Origin of the sequence: Corynebacterium axilliensis, from assembly GCF_046097495.1 — a bacterium.
Lineage (GTDB): Bacteria > Actinomycetota > Actinomycetes > Mycobacteriales > Mycobacteriaceae > Corynebacterium.
This window is the reverse complement of sequence record NZ_CP175768.1, coordinates 911,885-930,974: the sequence shown is the minus strand read 5'-3', so window position 1 is coordinate 930,974 and position 19,090 is coordinate 911,885. Positions and strand designations below refer to the sequence as shown.

General features: G+C 65.2%; 19 protein-coding genes. 15 read left to right on the top strand and 4 right to left on the bottom strand.

Going from position 1 to position 19,090, the window contains the following annotated elements; genetic code table 11:
• The first annotated feature begins 37 nt into the window (after positions 1–37).
• From ACKFR8_RS04500 to pyk, 7 genes are all read left to right on the top strand, one after another.
• Entirely contained in the window at positions 38–817 is a 780-nt protein-coding gene (locus ACKFR8_RS04500; RefSeq protein ID WP_408930987.1) for an inositol monophosphatase family protein, read from the top strand.
• 78 nt (positions 818–895) lie between these two features.
• Positions 896–1,660: an imidazole glycerol phosphate synthase subunit HisF gene (gene hisF / locus ACKFR8_RS04495; protein ID WP_408930691.1), complete on the top strand. Its 765-nt coding sequence runs from the start codon at positions 896–898 to the stop codon at positions 1,658–1,660.
• Positions 1,657–2,046 (top strand): phosphoribosyl-AMP cyclohydrolase, encoded by a 390-nt coding sequence (gene hisI, locus ACKFR8_RS04490; protein ID WP_408930690.1) that lies wholly within the window; start codon positions 1,657–1,659, stop codon positions 2,044–2,046. Before hisF ends, hisI begins: the two co-directional genes overlap by 4 nt.
• The gene (locus ACKFR8_RS04485) at positions 2,039–2,695 is read left to right on the top strand and encodes a TIGR02234 family membrane protein (protein ID WP_408930689.1); all 657 of its coding nucleotides are present in this window, start codon (positions 2,039–2,041) and stop codon (positions 2,693–2,695) included. The genes hisI and ACKFR8_RS04485 overlap by 8 nt, the downstream gene beginning before the upstream one ends.
• A 114-nt stretch (positions 2,696–2,809) precedes the next feature.
• Positions 2,810–3,640 (top strand): indole-3-glycerol phosphate synthase TrpC, encoded by an 831-nt coding sequence (locus ACKFR8_RS04480; RefSeq protein ID WP_306506732.1) that lies wholly within the window; start codon positions 2,810–2,812, stop codon positions 3,638–3,640.
• A 67-nt stretch (positions 3,641–3,707) separates the two neighbouring features.
• A complete protein-coding gene (gene lgt / locus ACKFR8_RS04475; RefSeq protein ID WP_408930688.1) occupies positions 3,708–4,607 on the top strand; it encodes a prolipoprotein diacylglyceryl transferase in 900 nt (299 codons plus the stop codon).
• Positions 4,608–4,877: 270 nt separating this feature from the next.
• A complete protein-coding gene (gene pyk / locus ACKFR8_RS04470) occupies positions 4,878–6,299 on the top strand; it encodes a pyruvate kinase (protein ID WP_408930986.1) in 1,422 nt (473 codons plus the stop codon).
• A gap of 170 nt (positions 6,300–6,469) precedes the next feature.
• On the opposite strand, the gene ACKFR8_RS04465 is transcribed toward pyk, so the two are convergent.
• Positions 6,470–8,860, bottom strand: a complete 2,391-nt coding sequence (locus ACKFR8_RS04465; RefSeq protein WP_408930687.1) for a glycogen/starch/alpha-glucan phosphorylase — start codon at positions 8,858–8,860, stop codon at positions 6,470–6,472.
• Between the two features lie 102 nt (positions 8,861–8,962).
• The gene (locus ACKFR8_RS04460; protein ID WP_408930686.1) at positions 8,963–10,183 is read right to left on the bottom strand and encodes an amidohydrolase; all 1,221 of its coding nucleotides are present in this window, start codon (positions 10,181–10,183) and stop codon (positions 8,963–8,965) included.
• A 36-nt stretch (positions 10,184–10,219) separates the two neighbouring features.
• Here ACKFR8_RS04460 and ACKFR8_RS04455 point away from each other — a divergent pair, with 36 nt between their 5' ends.
• A complete protein-coding gene (locus tag ACKFR8_RS04455; protein ID WP_408930685.1) occupies positions 10,220–10,618 on the top strand; it encodes a hypothetical protein in 399 nt (132 codons plus the stop codon).
• 23 nt (positions 10,619–10,641) lie between these two features.
• Here ACKFR8_RS04455 and ACKFR8_RS04450 read toward each other — a convergent pair whose 3' ends face one another.
• Positions 10,642–11,781, bottom strand: coding sequence for a glycerate kinase (locus tag ACKFR8_RS04450; protein WP_408930684.1), 1,140 nt, complete (start codon positions 11,779–11,781; stop codon positions 10,642–10,644).
• 172 nt (positions 11,782–11,953) lie between these two features.
• On the opposite strand from ACKFR8_RS04450, the gene gdhA reads away from it, so the two are divergent.
• Together gdhA and ACKFR8_RS04440 are read left to right on the top strand one after the other, a co-directional pair.
• The gene (gene gdhA / locus ACKFR8_RS04445) at positions 11,954–13,300 is read left to right on the top strand and encodes an NADP-specific glutamate dehydrogenase (RefSeq protein ID WP_408930683.1); all 1,347 of its coding nucleotides are present in this window, start codon (positions 11,954–11,956) and stop codon (positions 13,298–13,300) included.
• Positions 13,301–13,423: 123 nt separating this feature from the next.
• A complete protein-coding gene (locus ACKFR8_RS04440) occupies positions 13,424–14,209 on the top strand; it encodes an ATP synthase F0 subunit B (RefSeq protein ID WP_408930682.1) in 786 nt (261 codons plus the stop codon).
• 52 nt (positions 14,210–14,261) lie between these two features.
• On the opposite strand, the gene ACKFR8_RS04435 is transcribed toward ACKFR8_RS04440, so the two are convergent.
• Positions 14,262–14,912, bottom strand: a complete 651-nt coding sequence (locus ACKFR8_RS04435; RefSeq protein WP_408930681.1) for a hypothetical protein — start codon at positions 14,910–14,912, stop codon at positions 14,262–14,264.
• Between the two features lie 161 nt (positions 14,913–15,073).
• Here ACKFR8_RS04435 and ACKFR8_RS04430 point away from each other — a divergent pair, with 161 nt between their 5' ends.
• From ACKFR8_RS04430 to ACKFR8_RS04410, 5 genes are read left to right on the top strand one after another with little or no spacing between them, the layout of a single operon-like run.
• Positions 15,074–15,613, top strand: coding sequence for a YceD family protein (locus ACKFR8_RS04430; protein WP_408930680.1), 540 nt, complete (start codon positions 15,074–15,076; stop codon positions 15,611–15,613).
• A complete protein-coding gene (gene rnc / locus ACKFR8_RS04425; RefSeq protein ID WP_408930679.1) occupies positions 15,610–16,380 on the top strand; it encodes a ribonuclease III in 771 nt (256 codons plus the stop codon). Before ACKFR8_RS04430 ends, rnc begins: the two co-directional genes overlap by 4 nt.
• Positions 16,381–17,211: a bifunctional DNA-formamidopyrimidine glycosylase/DNA-(apurinic or apyrimidinic site) lyase gene (gene mutM / locus ACKFR8_RS04420; protein ID WP_408930678.1), complete on the top strand. Its 831-nt coding sequence runs from the start codon at positions 16,381–16,383 to the stop codon at positions 17,209–17,211.
• A gap of 54 nt (positions 17,212–17,265) precedes the next feature.
• Complete coding sequence (locus ACKFR8_RS04415; protein ID WP_408930677.1) at positions 17,266–18,792, top strand: alanine/glycine:cation symporter family protein; 1,527 nt, start codon at positions 17,266–17,268, stop codon at positions 18,790–18,792.
• Positions 18,793–19,083 carry an acylphosphatase gene (locus ACKFR8_RS04410; protein ID WP_408930676.1) on the top strand — a complete coding sequence of 97 codons (291 nt, stop codon included), beginning with the start codon at positions 18,793–18,795 and terminating at the stop codon, positions 19,081–19,083.
• Positions 19,084–19,090 lie beyond the last annotated feature (7 nt).

Below are 19,090 nucleotides of genomic sequence, written 5' to 3'. Positions count from 1 at the left end.
GGCTTCCCAGGCTTCCCAGGCCGGTGGACACGGCGGACTGTCGGATCCGCGGGAACTCGTCGCTTTCGCCGAAGCCGTCGTGGACCAGGTCGATGACCTCTTCCGCTCCGGCCTAGGCGCCCCGCCCGCCCGATTTAAGGGTGAGGGCGACTTTGCCACGGAGGTCGACCTGCAGATTGAGCAGCACCTGCGCCAGACACTGACCCAGCTGACCGGCATCCCAGTCTACGGCGAGGAATCCGGCGGCAGCCTGGAGGAGACCGTATGGGTCGTTGACCCCGTTGACGGCACCGCTAACTACTCCGCCGGCAACCCCTGCTGCGGCATCCTGGTCTCGCTGCTGCACGAGTCCAAGCCCGTCGTTGCGGTCGCGGATTTTCCGCTGCTGGGCCGGCGCGTGGTGGCCGCTGAAGGCATGCCGCTGCGCTCCAGCGGTGGACCCGCCACCGGTTTCGGCGGTGGGGAAGAAGCCTTCGGATTCGACGAGGGGCGCGGCCACGTCGGCTGCTCGTCGCACCTGCCCACCGCGCTTTTCGACGACTTGCGTGAGACCGGCCTGCGCCCGCGCATGACCGGCTCCGTGGGCTTAGATAACGCCTTTGTGGCTCAGGGTGTTTTCGACGGCGCGGTAAACTTTTCGCCGCATCCGTGGGACAACGCCGTCGGCGCGCTCATCATCAAGTCTGCTGGCGGGCGAGTGAGCGACCCCGACGGTAACGAGTGGACTGCGGCGTCGAAGGGCCTGGTCGCGGGCACCCCGCAGGTCCATGACACCATCCTGGACGCCATCGCGCGTAACCCGCACGGGCGCCGCTAACGGTGCTAGCCTCTCGCGTCTGCGATTAGCCGCTTCCTGTTTCCCAATCCCACAGATCCCATAGAGGGGAGAGTCACCATGGCGCTTGCCGTGCGCGTAATCCCGTGCCTCGATGTCGACCACGGACGAGTGGTCAAGGGCATCAACTTTGATAACTTGCGCGATGCCGGGGACCCGGTTGAGTTGGCCGCCCGCTACGACGAGCTGGGCGCTGATGAACTCACCTTTTTGGATGTCTCCGCCTCCAAGGACGGGCGGGGAACCATGCTTGACGTGGTCAAGCGCACGGCCGACCAGGTTTTCATCCCGCTCACCGTGGGCGGGGGCGTGCGCTCCGTTGAGGACGTGCGGGAATTGCTGCATGCCGGGGCCGACAAGGTCTCGGTGAATTCCTCCGCCATCGCGCGGCCGGAGCTGCTGCGTGAGCTGGCGGACGTGTTTGGCTCGCAATGTATCGTGCTGTCCGTGGACGCCCGCCGCGCGGCCGACTATCCCAGCGGATTTGAGGTCACCACGCACGGCGGCACGCAGGCGGCAGGCTTGGACGCCGTGGAGTGGGCGCGCCGCGGGGAAGAATTGGGAGTCGGTGAAATCCTGCTCAATTCGATGGACGGCGACGGCACGAAGAAAGGCTTCGACATCGAGCTCATCACCGCCGTGCGCGAGGTGATGTCTGTCCCTGTCATCGCCTCCGGTGGGGCGGGCGCGGCCGCAGACTTCCCGCCGGCCATCGCCGCCGGCGCGGATGCCGTACTGGCAGCCAGCATCTTCCACTTCGGTGAGGTAGAAATCTCCGCCGTCAAGCAAGAACTTAGTGCCGCCGGCTACGAGGTGCGCGCATGACTGACAACGCCACAGCTGCGGAGCTGGTAGGCACGTATGAGCTCGACCGCGAGATAGCCGCGCGCCTTAAGCGCAATGCGGCCGGACTGGTCCCCGCCGTGGTCCAGGCCGAGACCGGTGAGGTTCTCATGCTGGCCTGGATGGATGACCATGCATTGGCGTACACGCTGGCAACGCGCCGCGGGACCTACTACTCCCGGTCCCGGCAGGAGTACTGGATCAAGGGGCTGACCTCAGGACATACCCAGGAAGTGCGCGGCGTGCGCCTCGATTGCGATGGCGATACCATCTTGCTGACCGTGCGGCAGTCAGGGGGCGCCTGCCATACCGGGGACCGCACCTGCTTCGATGCCGATGACTTGTTGGGAGAGGATAACAATGGCTAGGCGCATAGGGCCGATTCTGATGCTGGTGGGCGCCATTGTGCTGTGGCTGTCCTCCCGCATGACGTGGGTGAAGGCAGCGGTAGAGGATGACAAGGCCGGCTCCAGCGTGGCGGAGCTGTCTGGCTCGCTGTGGTCGCTCGAGCTCATCGCGTTGACCGTGGTGATTCTGGCAGGCAGCGTTGCAGCGCTGGCTGTGCGGCGCACCGCCCGGCGGATCGTGTCCGGCTTGACGGCCCTCGCCGCGGCGGGCGTGGCATGGCGCCCGCTTACGCTGCTTACCGCCGGTCCTGCGGCCGAGCGCGCCCAGGAGCTTCTGCAGGGCGGCACGAACGATACGTCGGTGGATGCGACGTCCATCTCCGACTGGGCCTCGGTGCTCAGCGCCGATACGCAGGCGGCCGGTCCGGCGGTGGCCCTTGTGGGGGCTGCCGTGGCCCTGTTCGGCGCGGTGATGGTGGCCAGCAACCCGGGCACTGACAAGCCACGTTCGGCAAAGTACGAGACGCCGGCGGTGCGCCAGGAGCGCCTCCGCGAGGACTTGGAGAATTCGCAGGATTCCGGGCGCGTGATGTGGGATGCGCTGGACGCGGACATCGATCCGACCGATACGGCGGCCCCGCGCACGGACGGCCCCGCGGGCCGTGAGTAGGCACTCCGCCTGCCCCCGGATTTCCGGTGCGGGCCGTGCGCGCGCTAGCCTAAGTGTGATCTCAATCGCCATCCATGTCGCCCTTGTGAGTTTCCCTTCCGGAGGGAGGTGCTGATGCCCACCCCGATCGCTGTTGACCATCTTGTAGCAGGCGTGCTTGCCGACGTCGCCGCGCGCGAAGCCCGCGTGTCCTTTAAGGAGGTCAAGGCGCGCTCCCGGGACATGGAGGCACCCCGCGATGCCGCCGCCGCATTGTTGCGCCCCGGGTGCTCCATCATCACCGAAATTAAGCGCGCGGTTCCCTATGCCGGGGAAATTGCGCACCTGTCCAGCCCGCACTCGGTGGCCACAATGGCGCACGATCTCGAAGAAGCAGGCGTCCACCTCATGGCCTGCCAGACGGACCGGCGGCGTTTCCACGGCTCGCTCGAGGACATGCGGGTGGCACGGGCTGCGGTGGATCTACCGATGATCTGCCGCGACATCATCGTCGACCCCTACCAGATCCACGAGGCCCGCTGCTATGGCGCCGACGCCATTCCTTTGCAGGTGGAGCTGCTGGATCAGGCCCGCCTGGAGTCGCTGCTGGACCGGGTGGAATCCTTAGGCATGACCGCGATCCTGGAGGTGCGCAACTGCGCCGAGGTGGATCGGGTGATTAAGGCGGGTGGAACCGTCGTGGCCGTCAATGCATGGTCTTTGGCCTCTGATGCTATTCATCGGGAGGCCTTTTCTACTATCTCCCCGGGGCTGCCGGAATCCATCACGCGGATTGCCGTGGGAGGGGTTAACAACCCGCGCAACGTGCTGTCCTACGCCGCGCACGGGGCGGATGCCATCATGGTGGGGGAATCCGTGATGGCGGCGCAGGACCCGATGGCGCTGGCGCGCTCGCTGGTGGCCGCCGGTCAGCACCCGGCCTGCCCGTCGCGCAAGACCTCTTAAGCCACACGAGCGCCGCCGCACTGCGCGTGCGTTGTCGAAGTTGTACTTTTCAGGCACACTATTTTTCGTGCAGATTTACAACCTGGCTAACATTCCCTCCCCGCCACAAGGCGTGTGGCACCTTGGACCGCTGCCGATTCGTGCCTACGCCCTGTGCATCATCGCCGGCATTCTCGTCGCGATGTGGATGACAGTGCGGCGCTACACCGCCCGCGGCGGCAACGCGGACGTGGTGTGGGACGCGGCCATCGTGGTGATCCCCGCCGGCATCGTGGGCGGGCGCCTCTACCACGTCATCACGGACAACGATAAGTACTTCTGTTCCACGTGTGATCCCATCGATGCTCTCAAGATCACTAACGGCGGCTTGGGCATCTGGGGTGCCGTGGCGCTGGGTGCAATTGCCTTGTGGGTGATGTTTAAGGTCAAGCGCATCCCGCTGGGCCCGTTCGCGGACGCCGTGGCGCCCGGGCTCATCCTGGCGCAGGCCATCGGGCGCTTGGGCAATTGGTTTAATCAGGAGCTCTACGGGCGAGAGACGGACGTGCCGTGGGCGCTGGACATCTACAATCGCGTCAACGCCAACGGTGACTACGCGCCCATCAGTGGCCGCTCTACCGGTGAGGTCCTGTTCTCGGTGCACCCGACGTTCCTGTACGAGCTGCTGTGGAACGTTGCGGTCTGCCTCTTCCTCCTATGGGCACACAAGGCGTGGAAGCTGGGCCACGGGCGCGTCTTCGCCCTCTATGTCGCCGGCTATACGTTGGGCCGCTTCTTTGTGGAGAACATGCGCGCCGACGAGGCCACCCACATCTTCGGGCTGCGCGTCAACGTGATTGTCTCCGTGGTCTGCTGTGTGGTGGCCCTCATCGTGTACTTCAGGCTTCCGAAGGGGCAGGAGACTCCGGCCGAGGTGGATCCGAGCAACGTGGCGGACACCGACGCTGCTCAAACGACCCCGCGCTAGCCCCTGGAAGGGGAGAGTAGCCCGGATCACAGAACTTTTTTGAGGGCCTGGAGCGGGCGGGGGGAGGCGTCGGCCAGCACTGCCCCATAAGCCCAGACATGCCCGGTCACGCCCGTTTGTGACCGAAAAGTGGTGGCGTGTTTGTTTGCTTTGGCCGGGCCATAAGAGCCGCTGGAAACGATCCAATTGCGTTATTCAGTAGCCGAGACCAGCGAAGAGGGGTAGTTTGGGAACCGTTAGAAGCTCCCGATGTGAGTAAGGCATTCCATGTTGGATAGAAGAACCAAAATCGTTTGTACTCTGGGTCCCGCTGTGGCAAGCAAGGAGGGAATCCTGGGCTTGGTTGAGGCAGGTATGGACGTCGCACGTCTGAACATGTCTCACGGCGACCACGCAGATCACGAAGCGAACTACCGCTGGGTCCGCGAAGCCACCGATGAAACCGGCCACGCCGTGGGCGTCCTGGCTGACCTTCAGGGTCCGAAGATCCGTCTGGGTCGCTTCGTCAACGGTGAGGAGATGTGGAAGGACGGAGAAATCGTCCGCATCACCGTCGATGACATCGAAGGCACCCACGACCGTGTCTCCACCACCTACAAGGGCCTGGCCAAGGACGCCAAGCCGGGCGACCGCCTGCTGATCGACGATGGCAAGGTCGCCGTCGTGTGCAAGGAAGTCGAAGGCAACGACGTCATCTGTGAGGTCACCGAGGGTGGCCCGGTTTCCAACAACAAGGGCGTGTCCCTGCCGGGCATGGACATCTCCGTGCCGGCCCTGTCGGAGAAGGACATCGCTGACCTGCGCTTCGCCCTGAAGCTCGGCGTTGACATCATCGCCCTGTCCTTCGTCCGCTCCCCGGCGGATGTGGACAAGGTTCACGAGATTATGGATGAGGAAGGTCGCCGCGTTCCGGTTATTGCCAAGCTGGAGAAGCCGGAGGCTGTCGATGCCCTCGAGTCCATCGTGCTGGCCTTCGACGCCATCATGATTGCCCGTGGTGACCTCGGCGTGGAGGTGCCGCTGGAGCAGGTTCCGCTGTTCCAGAAGCGCGCCATCCAGATCGCTCGCGAGAACGCTAAGCCGGTCATCGTGGCAACCCAGATGCTGGATTCCATGATTTCCAACCTGCGCCCGACCCGTGCAGAGGCTTCCGACGTGGCCAACGCTGTGCTCGACGGCGCAGATGCCGTCATGCTCTCCGGCGAGACCTCCGTGGGTATCGACCCGCAGAACGTTGTGCGCACCATGTCTAAGATTGTGCAGCACGCCGAGCAGGGCAGCTCCGTGCCGCCGCTGACCCACGTGCCGCGCACCAAGCGCGGTGTGGTGTCCTACTCCGCACGCGATATCGCAGAGCGCCTCAACGCCAAGGCTATCGTCGCCTTCACCACCTCCGGCGACACCGCTAAGCGCGTCGCCCGCCTGCACTCCCAGCTTCCGCTGCTGGCATTCACCCCGAACCCGGCCGTTCGCTCGCAGCTGGCCCTGACCTGGGGTGCAGAGACCTTCCTCAGCCCTGAGGTCAAGTCCACCGATGACATGATGGAAGCCATCGATGAGGCGCTGCTGGGCATGGATAAGTACGAGGAAGGCGACATGATTGTCGTCATCGCTGGTACTCCTCCGGGAATCTCTGGCAACACCAACATGATTCAGGTTCACCAGCTCGGTCTGGCCGTCCAGCAGAAGTAAGTCACACTTCCTTCGGAACAACAGCGCCGCCGCTGCCTCGCTTGAGAGGCCGCGGCGGCGCTTGTTGGTTTTACTGTACCGTTCTTAGGCCGGCTCACGGGAAGAGCTGAAAAAAGGGGCGGTTGATGGCAACCGCCCTCATGCGATGCTCCCCTAGGGAGGCAGAGATACTACTTGGCCGAGATAGGCGTCGGGGCCAGCTTCCAGACCTCGTTGGCGTAGTCCGCGATGGTGCGGTCGGAAGAGAAGCGGCCGGAGTAGCAGATGTTCAGCCACGCCTTCTTGGCCCAAGCCAGCTCGTCCGCGTCATAATCGGCGGCCATGCGGTCACGCGTCTCGCGGTAGTCCGCGAAGTCACCCAGGACGTAGTAGGTGTCCTGTGCGTCCTCGCCGAAGCCATCGAGCAGGGAGGAGCGCAGGTCACCGAACATGCCGTTGTTTTCCGCGCCCAGGGTGCCGTCGGTAAAGGCATCGAGCACGCGGGACAGGCCGGGCACGCTGTTGTAGAGCTCGCCCGGGTTGTATTCGGCGCGCAGCTGCGGGATCTCCTCGTTGCGGGCGCCGAAGATGTAGGCATTCTCTTCGCCCACAGCCTCGACGATCTCCACGTTGGCGCCGTCCATGGTGCCCAGGGTGAGAGCGCCGTTCATCATGAACTTCATATTGGAGGTACCGGAGGCCTCCTTGCCGGCCACCGAAATCTGCTCGGAGACGTCCGCTGCCGGGATGATGTGCTCGGCGGGGGAGACGTTGTAGTTCTCCACAAAGGCCACGTGCAGAATGTCCTTGGTTGCCGGATCGTTGTTGACCAGCTCGCCGACGGTGTTGATGAACTTGATGATGGCCTTGGCGCGGACGTAGCCCGGGGCGGCCTTGGCGCCGAAGATGAAGGTGCGCTTCGGCACGGATTCGCCATCGACCTTGACGCGGAAGTACAGGTCCAGGATGTACAGCGCGTTCATGAGCTGGCGCTTGTACTCGTGGAGGCGCTTGATCTGGACGTCGAAGATAGAGTCCGGATCGACCGTCTCGTTCTGGTGGGACTCGATCCAGGTGGCGAAGTCCTGCTTGTTGGCGCGCTTGATGTTGATGAGCTGGCGCAGGACCTTCTCGTCCTCAGCCAGCGGGGCGAGCTTGGCCAACTGCGTGAGGTCGGTAACCCAGTCATCGGAGCCAGCCTGCTCCGTCAGCAGCGCGGACAGGCGCGGGTTGCACATGCGCAGCCAGCGGCGCGGGGTGACGCCGTTGGTCTTGTTGTTGAACTTCTCCGGCCACAGCTCGTGCCACTCGGAGAGGGTATCGGCCTTGATGATCTCGGTGTGCAGTGCTGCCACGCCATTGATGGAGTAGGCGGCGTAGCAGGCGATCCAGGCCATGTGGACGTGTCCGTCGGAGACCGGAGCCATGTAGTCGATGCGGCCCTGATCGAGCCCACGCTGCGCCATGTCCTCGCGGAAGCGGCGGTCAATCTCCTCCACCAGCTGCCAGATGCGCCAGAACAGCTTCTGGAAGATGGAGACCTCCCAGCTCTCCAGGGCCTCTGCCAGGACCGTGTGGTTGGTGTAGGCGAAGGTCTCGGTGACAACCTTCCAGGCCTCGTCCCAGCCCATCCCGTGCTCGTCGAGAAGCAGGCGCAGCAGTTCCGGAATGGCAAGCACCGGGTGGGTGTCATTGAGCTGGATGCAGTTGTACTTGGCAAAGCCGGTGAGATCCTCGCCGTGGTGCTCAATGTAGTTGTCAATCATCTGCTGCAGTGACGCAGAGACGAAGAAGTACTGCTGACGCACACGGAGGACCTTGCCCTCGTACGTGGTGTCATTGGGGTAGAGGACGCGGCAGATGTCCATGACGCGCTCGCGGTCCACGATGGCCTCGGTAAAGCGCTGGGAGTTAAACGCGTCATAGTCGAACTCGTTGATGGGTTCAGACTTCCACAGGCGCAGGGTGCCGACGTTGTCGGTGCCGTAGCCGGTGATCGGCATGTCATAGGGGATGGCGCGCACGTCCATGTCGTCGAAGTGGACCAGGCGCTGCTCGGAGGCGCGGCGAATGACAAAGTCGTAGCCGTTTTCCATCCAGGCATCCGGCTCCTCGTGCTGGAAGCCGTTGTCGAAGCTCTGACGGAACAGACCGTAGCGGTACAGCAGGCCGTAGCCGGTCACCGGGTAGTCCTGGGTGACGGCGGAGTCAAGGAAGCACGCGGCGAGGCGGCCCAGGCCACCGTTGCCCAAGGCGGCATCGTGCTCGGCCTCGAGAACATCCGCGAGCTCGTGGCCGGCGGCTTGCGCGGCGGCGCGGGCGTCATCGACCAAGCCGACGTTGGTCAGGTTATTGAGCAGCGCGCGACCCTGCAGGAACTCAGCGGAGAAGTAGTGCTGCTGGCGCGCGGCCGCGTAGGCGCGGCGGGTGGCCTCCCAATTATCGGCGATCTGCTCCATGACGGAGGATGACAAGCCGGACCAGAACTTGCGGTTCGAGGCAGAAGGCGGGGTCACGCCGGCAGCGGCGCGAACGTGCCCGGGAACAGCGGTCTGAAAATCGGAATGCTGTGGCTGGCTCATGAAAAGTCCTTACAGTTGAGCGGAAAACAAAATCCAACTCTCAAGAGTAACCAGTTCAGGCACGGCCTGCAGAATGGTGAAAGGCTCCAGTAGTGGGCCGAACTAGTCCGCGCTGCGCCCCAGGAAGGACAGCACCGCGGCAGCACCCGCGCGGGTCGCGGAGTCCATCGTGGGGGCGTAGTCCGGTAGGAACGTGGACTGGTGGTTGACCGGCGGATTATCGCGTTGATCCTCTGGGGTGCAGCCGACAAACCAGAAGTTGTACGGCACGCCCCAGGCCTGCGGGAGATAGCAGAAATCCTCCGAAACTGTGGCGGGTTCCGCTGTGACAGATAGCTCGCCGAAGACGTCGTCGAAGGCGGCGCGCACGGTGCTGTGCACGGCGTCGTCGTTATCCGTGACCTCCCCGTGTGCGTAGTACTCGAAGGTGGGCTCGGCCGGGCAGCCGGAGGCCACGCACTCCGCGCGCACCATGCGCTCCAGTGACGCGTAGACGCGCTGGGCCAGCTCAGGCTTGTAGTAGCGGGTGTTGAGGACGAGCTCGGCGCTGTCCGGGATGATGTTGTTCTTGTCGCCCGAATGCAGCTCGCCGACGGAGATGACGAAGAAGTCGTGCGGGGCGACCTCGCGGCCCACGATGGCCTGCAGGCGGGTGACCACCATGGCGGCGACATAGGACGGATCGATTGCCTCGTGCGGCATGGAGGCATGCGCGGAGCGGCCGGTGATGTGGATGCGCAGCGAATCGCAGCCGGCCAGAATCGGGCCGGCGACGGACTGGACCTGGCCGGCGGGGCCGGGCATGACGTGCTGGCCCAAGCAGACGTCGGGCTTCGGCACGCGCTCGGTGAGGCTATCCGCCACCATGTACTTCGCGCCCATGGAGGACTCCTCAGCGGGCTGGAAGAGGGCCAGGAAAGTGCCCTGCCAGGACTCCCGGTGGGCGTCGATAAGCGCGCAGGCGCCCAGCAGCGCGGTGGTGTGGACGTCGTGCCCGCAGGCATGCATGGCGCCGTTCGTGGCGGCGAACTCGACGCCGGTCTCCTCAGTCACCGGCAGGCCGTCGAAGTCCGCGCGCATCAATGCAGTGGGGCCGTCGCCGTTGCGGAAGATGGCTACCATGCCAAAGCCGCCGATGCCCGTGACCACCTCGCAGTCGTAGGACTTTAGCTGCTCCAGGATGCGCCCGGCGGTGCGCTCCTCCTCGTGGGAGAGCTCCGGGTGGGCGTGCAGGTCCTCATAGAAGGCGCGTTGCCAGCTCAGGTCGACCGAGCCGGCCGTGAGTAGGTGCGCGAGCGCCGGGTTAACTGTGGGATCTGCCATAGTCCTCATCCTTTAACTTAGGGTAGGGTTACCTTCATGCCAATGATTCAGTTTGACGTTCTAGTGCCGGATGACCACGCGGAGCGGGTGGCCGAAATCTTTTCAACCGCAACGCACAAGCTCGTGGACAACGGTTCGCTAGCCTCCGCCGACGTTACTCGCGTGGCGGAGCCCACGATTCCGGAGGGGCTGGAGGAGCAGCTGCGCCAGACCTACCGCGACGAGCATGAGGACCGCGACCTCGAGGGTGCGCACGTGCACCGCTACGCCATTGAAGTCACGGGGGTTACCGGGTCTGTCAATCAGCTCACCATGGTGCTCTCCCGCCTGCTCACTCCCCACGCAGTACTGCCCAAGGACCACGTTCTGCTCGAGGACGAGGTGGCCCATGAGCGCCCCGCCATCTTCCCGTGGGCGGTGCAGGTTAACCCCTAGGCGGTGGCACGTCGGGGGAGTGCCTAACCGCGGGGCAGGGACTGAATGAAATCTTCGGTGAGGCGCGCGGCGGCGTCGCTAAGCTGCTGCGTCACAGTGTCTGCTGGCTCAAGCTGCTGCACCAGCGAGCCGTCCGGGGTGTCTTCCGTGACGGAGCCGGCGATGATGCCCAAGCGGGTGGGCTTGTCCGCTCCGGTGGGCTCCGCGGCGAGTTCTGCCACGGTGCCCACCACCTTGCCGGTCAGGGACTGCTCGTCAAAGCGGCCCTCGCCGGTGATGACGAGGTCCGCCTCGGCCACGCGTTCGGGCAGGCGGAGTGCCTCGGCCACGAAGCGTCCGCCCGGAACGACCTCGCAGTGCTCCTCGTTTCCCCACAGGGTGCGCGAGAGCCAGCTCAGTGCAATCGGTACGCCGCCGGCCGCGCCCATGAACGGCGCCTCCGGATCCGTTCCGGTGACCTCGCAGAGCTGCAACATCGCTCCGGCGAGGAGTGCTATCTGCTCGCCCTCGGCGCCCTTCTGGGGGCCGTACATGGTGGCGGCCTGTACGGGGACTGCGCGGGTATCGGTCACCAGCGTGTAGTCCAGCATGCCGGCCTTCATGTTGAGCTGGGCGGTGTCGATGTGGTCGAGGCGCACCAGGGGTGCGCCGCCCTTGGGGAGTGCATACCCGCGCGAGTCGTGCGCCGCCGCCCCGAGCGCTGCCAGAATACCTAGGCCGCCGTCGATGCTGGCGGTTCCGCCCAGCCCCAGCGTGATGCGGCGCGCGCCCCGGGCCTCGGCGTCGGCGATGAGCACGCCCGTGCCGTAGGAATCGGCGTGGAGGGGATCTAGGGCATCGGCCACGGCAGGCAGGCCGGTCGCCGCCGCGACGTCGATAAATGCCTCGTCGCCGACGAGCACGTAGCTGGCCTCGGTGAGCCTGCCCACGGCGTCGGTGGTGGGCAAGGTGATGGTCTGTCCCGGGGTGCCGCGCCGGGCCACGGCGGCGCTGGCGAGGACCTCCGCGGTGCCCTCCCCGCCATCGGCCATGGGGAGGGTGGTCACGGTCGCGTCAGGGAAGGAGCCTGCCAACGCGCGCCGTACGCCCAACGCAATCGCGGCGGCGGCTTCAGCGGCGGTGGCGGTGCCTTTAAACGAGTCTGGGGCAACGAGAATTCGCATGCCCACGAGTATATGGGGCCTCATCTGGCGGCTTAATTTCAGGGCGCTGAGCTGGGCGTGAGGAAGAAATCAGTACGCACGTCTTGCAATTTAGGTCAATTGATAGAAAACTAATCGGTGTTCATTGACTCACGTGGTGGTCTCGAGGCTACCGCAGCATGGAAGGATCGCAATGTCCATCGACCAGCAGATTTCTGACTATTACAGCAAGCTCCTCAAGCGTAATGCGGGCGAGCCGGAATTCCACCAGGCCCTGTCTGAGGTTCTGGATTCGCTCAAGATCGTCCTTAACAAGGACCCGCACTACGCTGACTACGGCTTGGTCGAGCGCCTCTGCGAGCCGGAGCGCCAGCTCATCTTCCGCGTGCCGTGGGTCGATGACAACGGCGATATTCAGGTCAACCGCGGCTTCCGCGTCCAGTTCAACTCCGCGCTCGGCCCCTACAAGGGTGGCCTGCGCTTCCACCCCAGCGTGAACCTGGGCATCATCAAGTTCCTCGGCTTCGAGCAGATCTTCAAGAACTCCCTGACCGGCCTGCCCATCGGCGGCGGCAAGGGCGGCTCCGACTTCGATCCGAAGGGCAAGTCCGACGCCGAGGTCATGCGTTTTTGCCAGTCCTTCATGACGGAGCTGCACAACCACATTGGTGAGTACCGCGACGTCCCGGCCGGTGACATCGGCGTGGGCGCCCGCGAGATTGGCTACCTCTTTGGCCAGTACCGCCGCCTGGAGAACAAGCACGAGTCCGGCGTGCTCACCGGCAAGGGCCTGACCTGGGGAGGTTCCCTCGTGCGTACCGAGGCCACCGGCTACGGCCTGGTGTACCTGACCTCCGAGATGATGAAGACCCACGGCGAGTCCTTCGATGGCGCCAAGGTCATCGTCTCCGGTTCCGGCAACGTGGCCATCTACGCAGCCGAGAAGGTCCAGCAGCTGGGCGGCACCGTCGTGGCCATGTCCGATTCCTCCGGCTACATCACCACCCCGAACGGCGTGGACCTAGAGCTGCTCAAGGACGTCAAGGAGGTCCGCCGCGAACGCATCTCCGCCTACGCCAAGGAAGCCGGCGAGGGCGTGGAGTACCACGCGGGCGGCAACGTGTGGGAGGTCCCCGCAGACGTGGCCCTGCCGTGCGCCACCCAGAACGAGCTGGACGGCGACGCCGCGAAGCTGCTGGCGGAGAACAAGGTGCGCTACGTTGCCGAGGGTGCGAACATGCCGTGCACCCCGGAGGCCGTGCACTACTTCCTCAACAACAACGTGGCCTTCGCGCCGGGCAAGGCAGCCAACGCCGGCGGTGTGGCAACCTCCGCGCTGGAGATGCAGCAGAACGCCTCGCGTGACTCCTGGTCCTTCGACTACACCGACCAGCGACTGCACGACATCATGTCCAACATCTTCAAAAACATTGACAAGACCTCCAAGGAATACGGCCTGGAGGGAGACTATGTGGCCGGCGCGAACATCGCGGGCTTCAAGAAGGTCGCGGACGCCATGCTGGCACAGGGCGTTATCTAAGCACACTTCCTAACGGCAATCCGACACGCTCTACCTCCCGCGGCATGGCCTGCGGGAGGTTTTCGCTGTACACACCCGCGTGGGATACGGGGCGGCGGCGTGGGCCTTGGTTAGGCTGGTGCCATGTACCGCGTTTTTGAGTCCCTTGATGAACTTGTTCGCAACCTGGAGCAGGCGTATGCCGTTCCGATGACCTCCAACTGCATGGTTCCGCGCCACGAGATGCTCGCGCTTCTCGACGATTTGCGTAACGCCCTCCCCGTCGAAATGGACGACGCCCAGGATGTCCTGGATAAGCAGGATGAGATCCTGCAGGGTGCCGAAGAGCGCGCCCATGCGATTATCTCCGACGCAAACGCGGAGGCCGATGACACCCTAGCTCGCGCGCGGGAGGATTCCGATGCCATGCTGGCCGAGGCTCAGCATCGCTCCACCACGATGGTGGCCAAGGCCGAAGACGAGGCGGCCAACCTGGTCGATGACGCCCGCGCCGACGCTGAGCGCACCCGCTCCCAGGCCGACGAGGAGTACCAGCGCACCGTCGCCGCCGGCCAGGCGGAGCAGGAGCGCCTCGTCTCCGAGTCCGAGGTGGTCCGCCGCGCTGATGATGAGGCGCACCGCATTGTCGAAAGCGCACACTCTGAGTCCAACCGCCTGCGCACCGAGTGCGATGAGTTTGTCGATGCCAAGCTGGGCGAGTTCGAATCCACCCTGTCCGACCTGCTGCGCACGGTGAACAATGACCGTTCCGCCCTGCGCCGCGGTGCGGGCGTGCGCTCCCGGAGCGAGTCGCGCGATCCGCGTGACGCCTACGGCGAGGGCCGCGACTCCTACGGTGAGGGCCGCGAGTCCTACGGCGATAGCCGCCCGCGCGGGGGTCGCGCGCCGCGCGCACCGCGCGACTACTAAAAGCAGGGGAAGCGAGAAAGCGGGGGGTTAAGCCCTTGGCGCTCTCTGCGCCCTAGGCGGCCGCCCAGGAGCGGCGCGTCTGGCGCGCCTCCGAGGTCACAGCCGGCGCGGTCGGCGTAGAAGGCGCTGAAGCTGCAGAAGGCTCAGCATGCGCAGAAGGCGCAGAGGGATCAGTAGCGGGCATACGGCTGAGCGCTACAGCGATGCCGGAGGCGACGAGTCCGGGCAGGGCGTAGAGGAGCCACATGGTGGCAAAGCCGGGGGCCTCCGCGGTCGAGTGGGAGATGGGGTCCCAGGCGGCGTCGACAAGCACCAGCGCTGCCTGCACCGCGCCCACGCCGGCCATCATGACTCCCACGACCATGCACACCGCGGAATAGGGCTCGCGCGCACCCCACGCGATAAACCCGGCGAGCAGGGAGAACAGGGCGGCAGAGATGATGATGGTGGAGCTAAAGTGCAGCGGCAGCAGCATGACAGCGCCCACCCCAACGCCGGCGAGGACGCTGGCCACGGTGACGTCTCGCAGTTTGAGGCCATCCTCGCCGTACACGCTGGGATGACTCTTCTTCAGCAGCCGGCGGCACAGGATTCCCACGACCGCCAACGCGACGGCAGGGACGAGGCAGCGCAGTGGGAAGACCACCGCGAGGTCGCGTGCCGTGGCGCCGAGGGCGGCCGAGTTAATAGTGTGCAAGCTCATACTGTGCAACGATAAGTGCGCGTTGACCTGTTGGCGAGTGCTGGAGCCAAGTGTTTACCAGGCTATGCCCTGAAGGACAGGTTCCTGACAGACAGAGGAGAAGACTGGCAGGAAGCACGGCGCGGGACTGGGGCGGGGCACAGGGTAGGCTAGTGAGCGCTATGAATTCACCATTGAAGTTCGACGTGACGGAATTGCTCCGCAGCCAGGGCGCCGACGCGCTGCCTGAGCACCGTGTACAGACTGGCCCCGCCCCCGAGCGCATCGGCGTAGAAATGATTGCCATCCCGCAGGGCGACGAGCTGACGGTGGACGCCACCTTGACCCCGCTTGGCTCGGGAGTCCTCGTGGACGCCGATGTCACCGGCACCCTCAGCGGCGAATGCGCGCGTTGCCTCAAGGAACTGCACCCGCCGCTGGATGTGCACGTTTCCCAGGTTTTTGCCGCCGATGAGTCCTTCATCAGCGGCGATGCCGCCGATGCCGAGGACGAAGGCTCCGGCGACGAGGTCCCGGAGATTAAGGACGGCATCCTCGATCTTCTGCAGACCGTTACTGATGAGGCCGGCCTCACCCTGCCCTTCGCGCCGACCTGTGAGGATGGCTGCGACGTGGACACGCCGGAGGGAGTCACCACCGGTGTCTCCGGCGAAGAAGAGCGCGTTGACCCGCGCTGGTCCGGTCTGGAGAAGTTCCTATGAGCAAGAAAAAGAAGCTGACAGGGGAGCAGGCGCTGGCCGCCGCCTACGCTGAGGTCGACCACGCCCCACTGCTGCAGTCCCTGGGCATCACGATCAGCGATGAGCACCTGCGCTTGGCGCTGACGCACCGCTCCTTTGCCAACGAAAACGGCTACCTGCCCAACAACGAGCGCCTCGAGTTCTTAGGGGATGCGGTGCTGGGCCTTTCGATTGCCGCCAAGCTGTATGAGAAGTACCCGTCGCGGCCGGAGTCGGACATCTCCAAGATGCGCGCCTCCATCGTCTCGCGCTACGGACTCTCCGATATCGCCCGCGAGATCGAGCTGGGCAAGCACATCTTGCTGGGCAAGGGTGAGCAGGCCACCGGCGGGCGCGATAAGGACTCCATCTTGGCCGATACCACCGAGGCCATCCTGGGTGCCATCTACCGCGAGCACGGCTTCGAGGCGGCCCGCGGCGTGATCCTGCACCTGTTCGCCGCCAAGATTGACAACGCCGTGGTCTCCGGGCGCCACATGGACTGGAAGACCACCCTCCAGGAGCTGTGCGCGGAGCTGAAGGCGGCCATGCCGGTCTATTCGGCCACCTCCACCGGACCGGAACATGACCAGACCTTTAGCGCGGTGGCTACCGTGGCCGGGCTTACGGTGGGCCGCGGCACCGGGCACAACAAGAAGCTGGCGGAGCAGCAGGCCGCCGAGGAAGCCTGCCAGGCGCTGCGGGAGACCCCGCTGCTGGTGCAGGGCACTGCCGCCAAAGAGAGCTAGATGCCGGAGCTGCCTGAAGTAGAATCCGTCCGCCGCGGGCTAGCACCCCACGTGGTGGGGCGTAGCTTCGCCTCCGTGGAGGTTCTCCACCCGCGCGCCAACCGCGGGCAGGACGAGCCGCTGTCTGCGCTGCTGGTGGGGCGAGGTATCGCCGCGGTGGCGCGGCGGGGAAAGTTCATGTGGCTGGAGTTCGCCGACGAGGACCCCACCGATCCGGGGCGCGACGTCCTCTTCATTCACCTGGGCATGTCCGGCCAGGTGCGCATCGGTGAGGTGACCTCCCCACACGTGCGCATCGAGGCGGTGCTGGACGACGCTACCCGGCTCAGCTTCGTCGATCAGCGCACCTTTGGGTACTGGCGGGTCGGGCCGTGGCAGGACATGGCGCACATCGCGCCCGACCCGCTCGAGGACGCCTTCGACGTCACCGCCACCGCGCGGCGCATGCGCGCGAAGAAAACCCCGGTCAAGGTGGCGCTGCTGGACCAGACCGTGGTCAGCGGCGTGGGCAATATCTACGCCGACGAGGCCCTGTGGGCGGCACAGATTTCTCCCCGCAAGAAGGCGAATACTTTGCGTCAGCGCGATGCCGTGGCCCTCCTTGGCGCCGCGGCGGACGTCATGCGCTCTGCCCTGCGCGTGGGCGGAACCAGCTTCGACGCCCTCTACGTCAACGTCAACGGTGAGTCCGGGTATTTCGACCGCTCGTTGCATGCCTATGGCCGCAGCGGGCTGCCGTGCGATCGCTGCGGCACCGAACTGGTCAAAACGGTGCTGGGCGGGCGCGGTACCCATTACTGCCCGCGCTGCCAGGTGGCTTCCCGCAGGTAGGTTTTCACCCCTGCGAGTAGGACAGGGAAAGACTGGGCCGATAGGGTGTTATGCATGCAAGAAATCTTTAGCACCGTGATTGGTGCCATAAACAACAGCCTGTGGTCCTACGTGCTGCCGTGGCTGCTCATCGCTGCAGGCCTGTTCTTCGGCATCCGCACCGCCCTGGTGCAGGTGCGCATGGTGCCGGACATGTTCAAGGCGGTCGTCGAAAAGCCCAAGGGCGTCGGTGCCGACGAGGACGCCGACTACGGCGGTATCTCCGCCTTCAAGGCCTTCACCATCTCCGCGGCCTCGCGCGTGGGCACCGGCAACGTCGCCGGCGTGGCGGTGGCCATCTCCGTGGGTGGTCCGGGCGCGGTGTTCTGGATGTGGATCATCGCCATCCTGGGCGGCGCCACCGCTTTCGTGGAGTCCACCTTGGCGCAGCTGTGGAAGGTGCGCGAGGGAGACGCCTACCGCGGCGGCCCCGCCTACTACATGTCCCGCGGCCTGGGGTGGACCCCGCTGGCCAGCATCTTCTCCGTGGCCATCGCGATTACCTTCGGCTGGTTCTACAACGCCTTCCAGACCAACGCCATCTCCGACTCCCTGGCAACCTCCTTTGGCCAGGACTCCACCGCGTTTAAGGCCGGCGTGGGCATTGCCATCGTCATCGTCTCCGGCCTCATCATCGTCGGCGGCGTGCAGCGCATTGCGTCCATGACGCAGTTCATCGTGCCGTTCATGGCGCTGGCCTACCTCGTGGTGGGCCTTATCGTCGTGGCCCTGAACTTTGACAAGGTGCCGGACATGATCGTCGCCATCGTCGGCTCTGCCTTCGGCTTCCGCGAGGCGGCCGGCGCGACCTTGGGCCTGGCCATGCTCAAGGGCATCCAGCGCGGCCTGTTCTCCAACGAGGCCGGCGAGGGTTCCGCGCCGAACGCGGCGGCGACGGCCACCGTGTCCCACCCGGTCAAGCAGGGCCTGGTGCAGACCCTGGGCGTCTACTTCGACACCCTGGTGGTGTGCTCCATTACCGCCTTCATCATCCTGCTGGGCACGGACTTCGAGACCTTCGGCTCGGACTCCATCGAGGGCGTCACCCTGACCCAGAACGCCCTGTCCGGCACCGTCGGCGACTGGGGCATCCACTTCGTCACCTTCATCCTCTTCTTCCTGGCGTTCTCCTCGATTCTGGGTAACTACTACCTTGCGGAGTCCAACGTGGAGTACCTCTCCGACAAGAAGTGGGTGCTGTGGGCCTTCCGCATCATCGTGCTGGCCTTCGTCTTCTACGGCGCGGTGGCCCCGCTGGGCACCATCTTCGACTTGGCCGATACCGGCGCGGCCGTCATGGTGCTGCTCAACATTCTGGCCATCGTGCCGCTGTCCGGCGTGGCCATCAAGCTGCTCAAGAACTACAACGAGCAGCGCCGCAAAGGCGTGGACCCGGTGTTCCACCGCGACATGCTGCCGGAGCTGAAGAACGTGGAGTGCTGGGACGGCTCCGATCCGGTGACTCGCCGCAGTGCGGAAGACCGCCGCCAGCTGCAGCACCAGCACGATCTGGGAGACCACACCAACTTGAGGGAGTACTAAATGGCTGACACCGCACAGCGACTTACCGCCTTCGTCCACGGCACCGTCCAAGGCGTGGGCTTCCGCTGGTGGACGCGCTCGCGCGCCCTAGAGCTCGGCCTGGCCGGGCACGCGACAAACCTGCGGGACGGCCGCGTCCAGGTTGTCGCCGAGGGCCCGCGCGCCGACTGCGAGCGTCTTCTCGAACTGCTGCGGGAGGAGCCATCCACCACGCGCCGCCCTGGCGTGGTGAACGCAGTGGTGGAGCAGTGGGCGGACCCGCGCGGCGAGTCCGGCTTCATTGAGCGCTAGGCGTTGA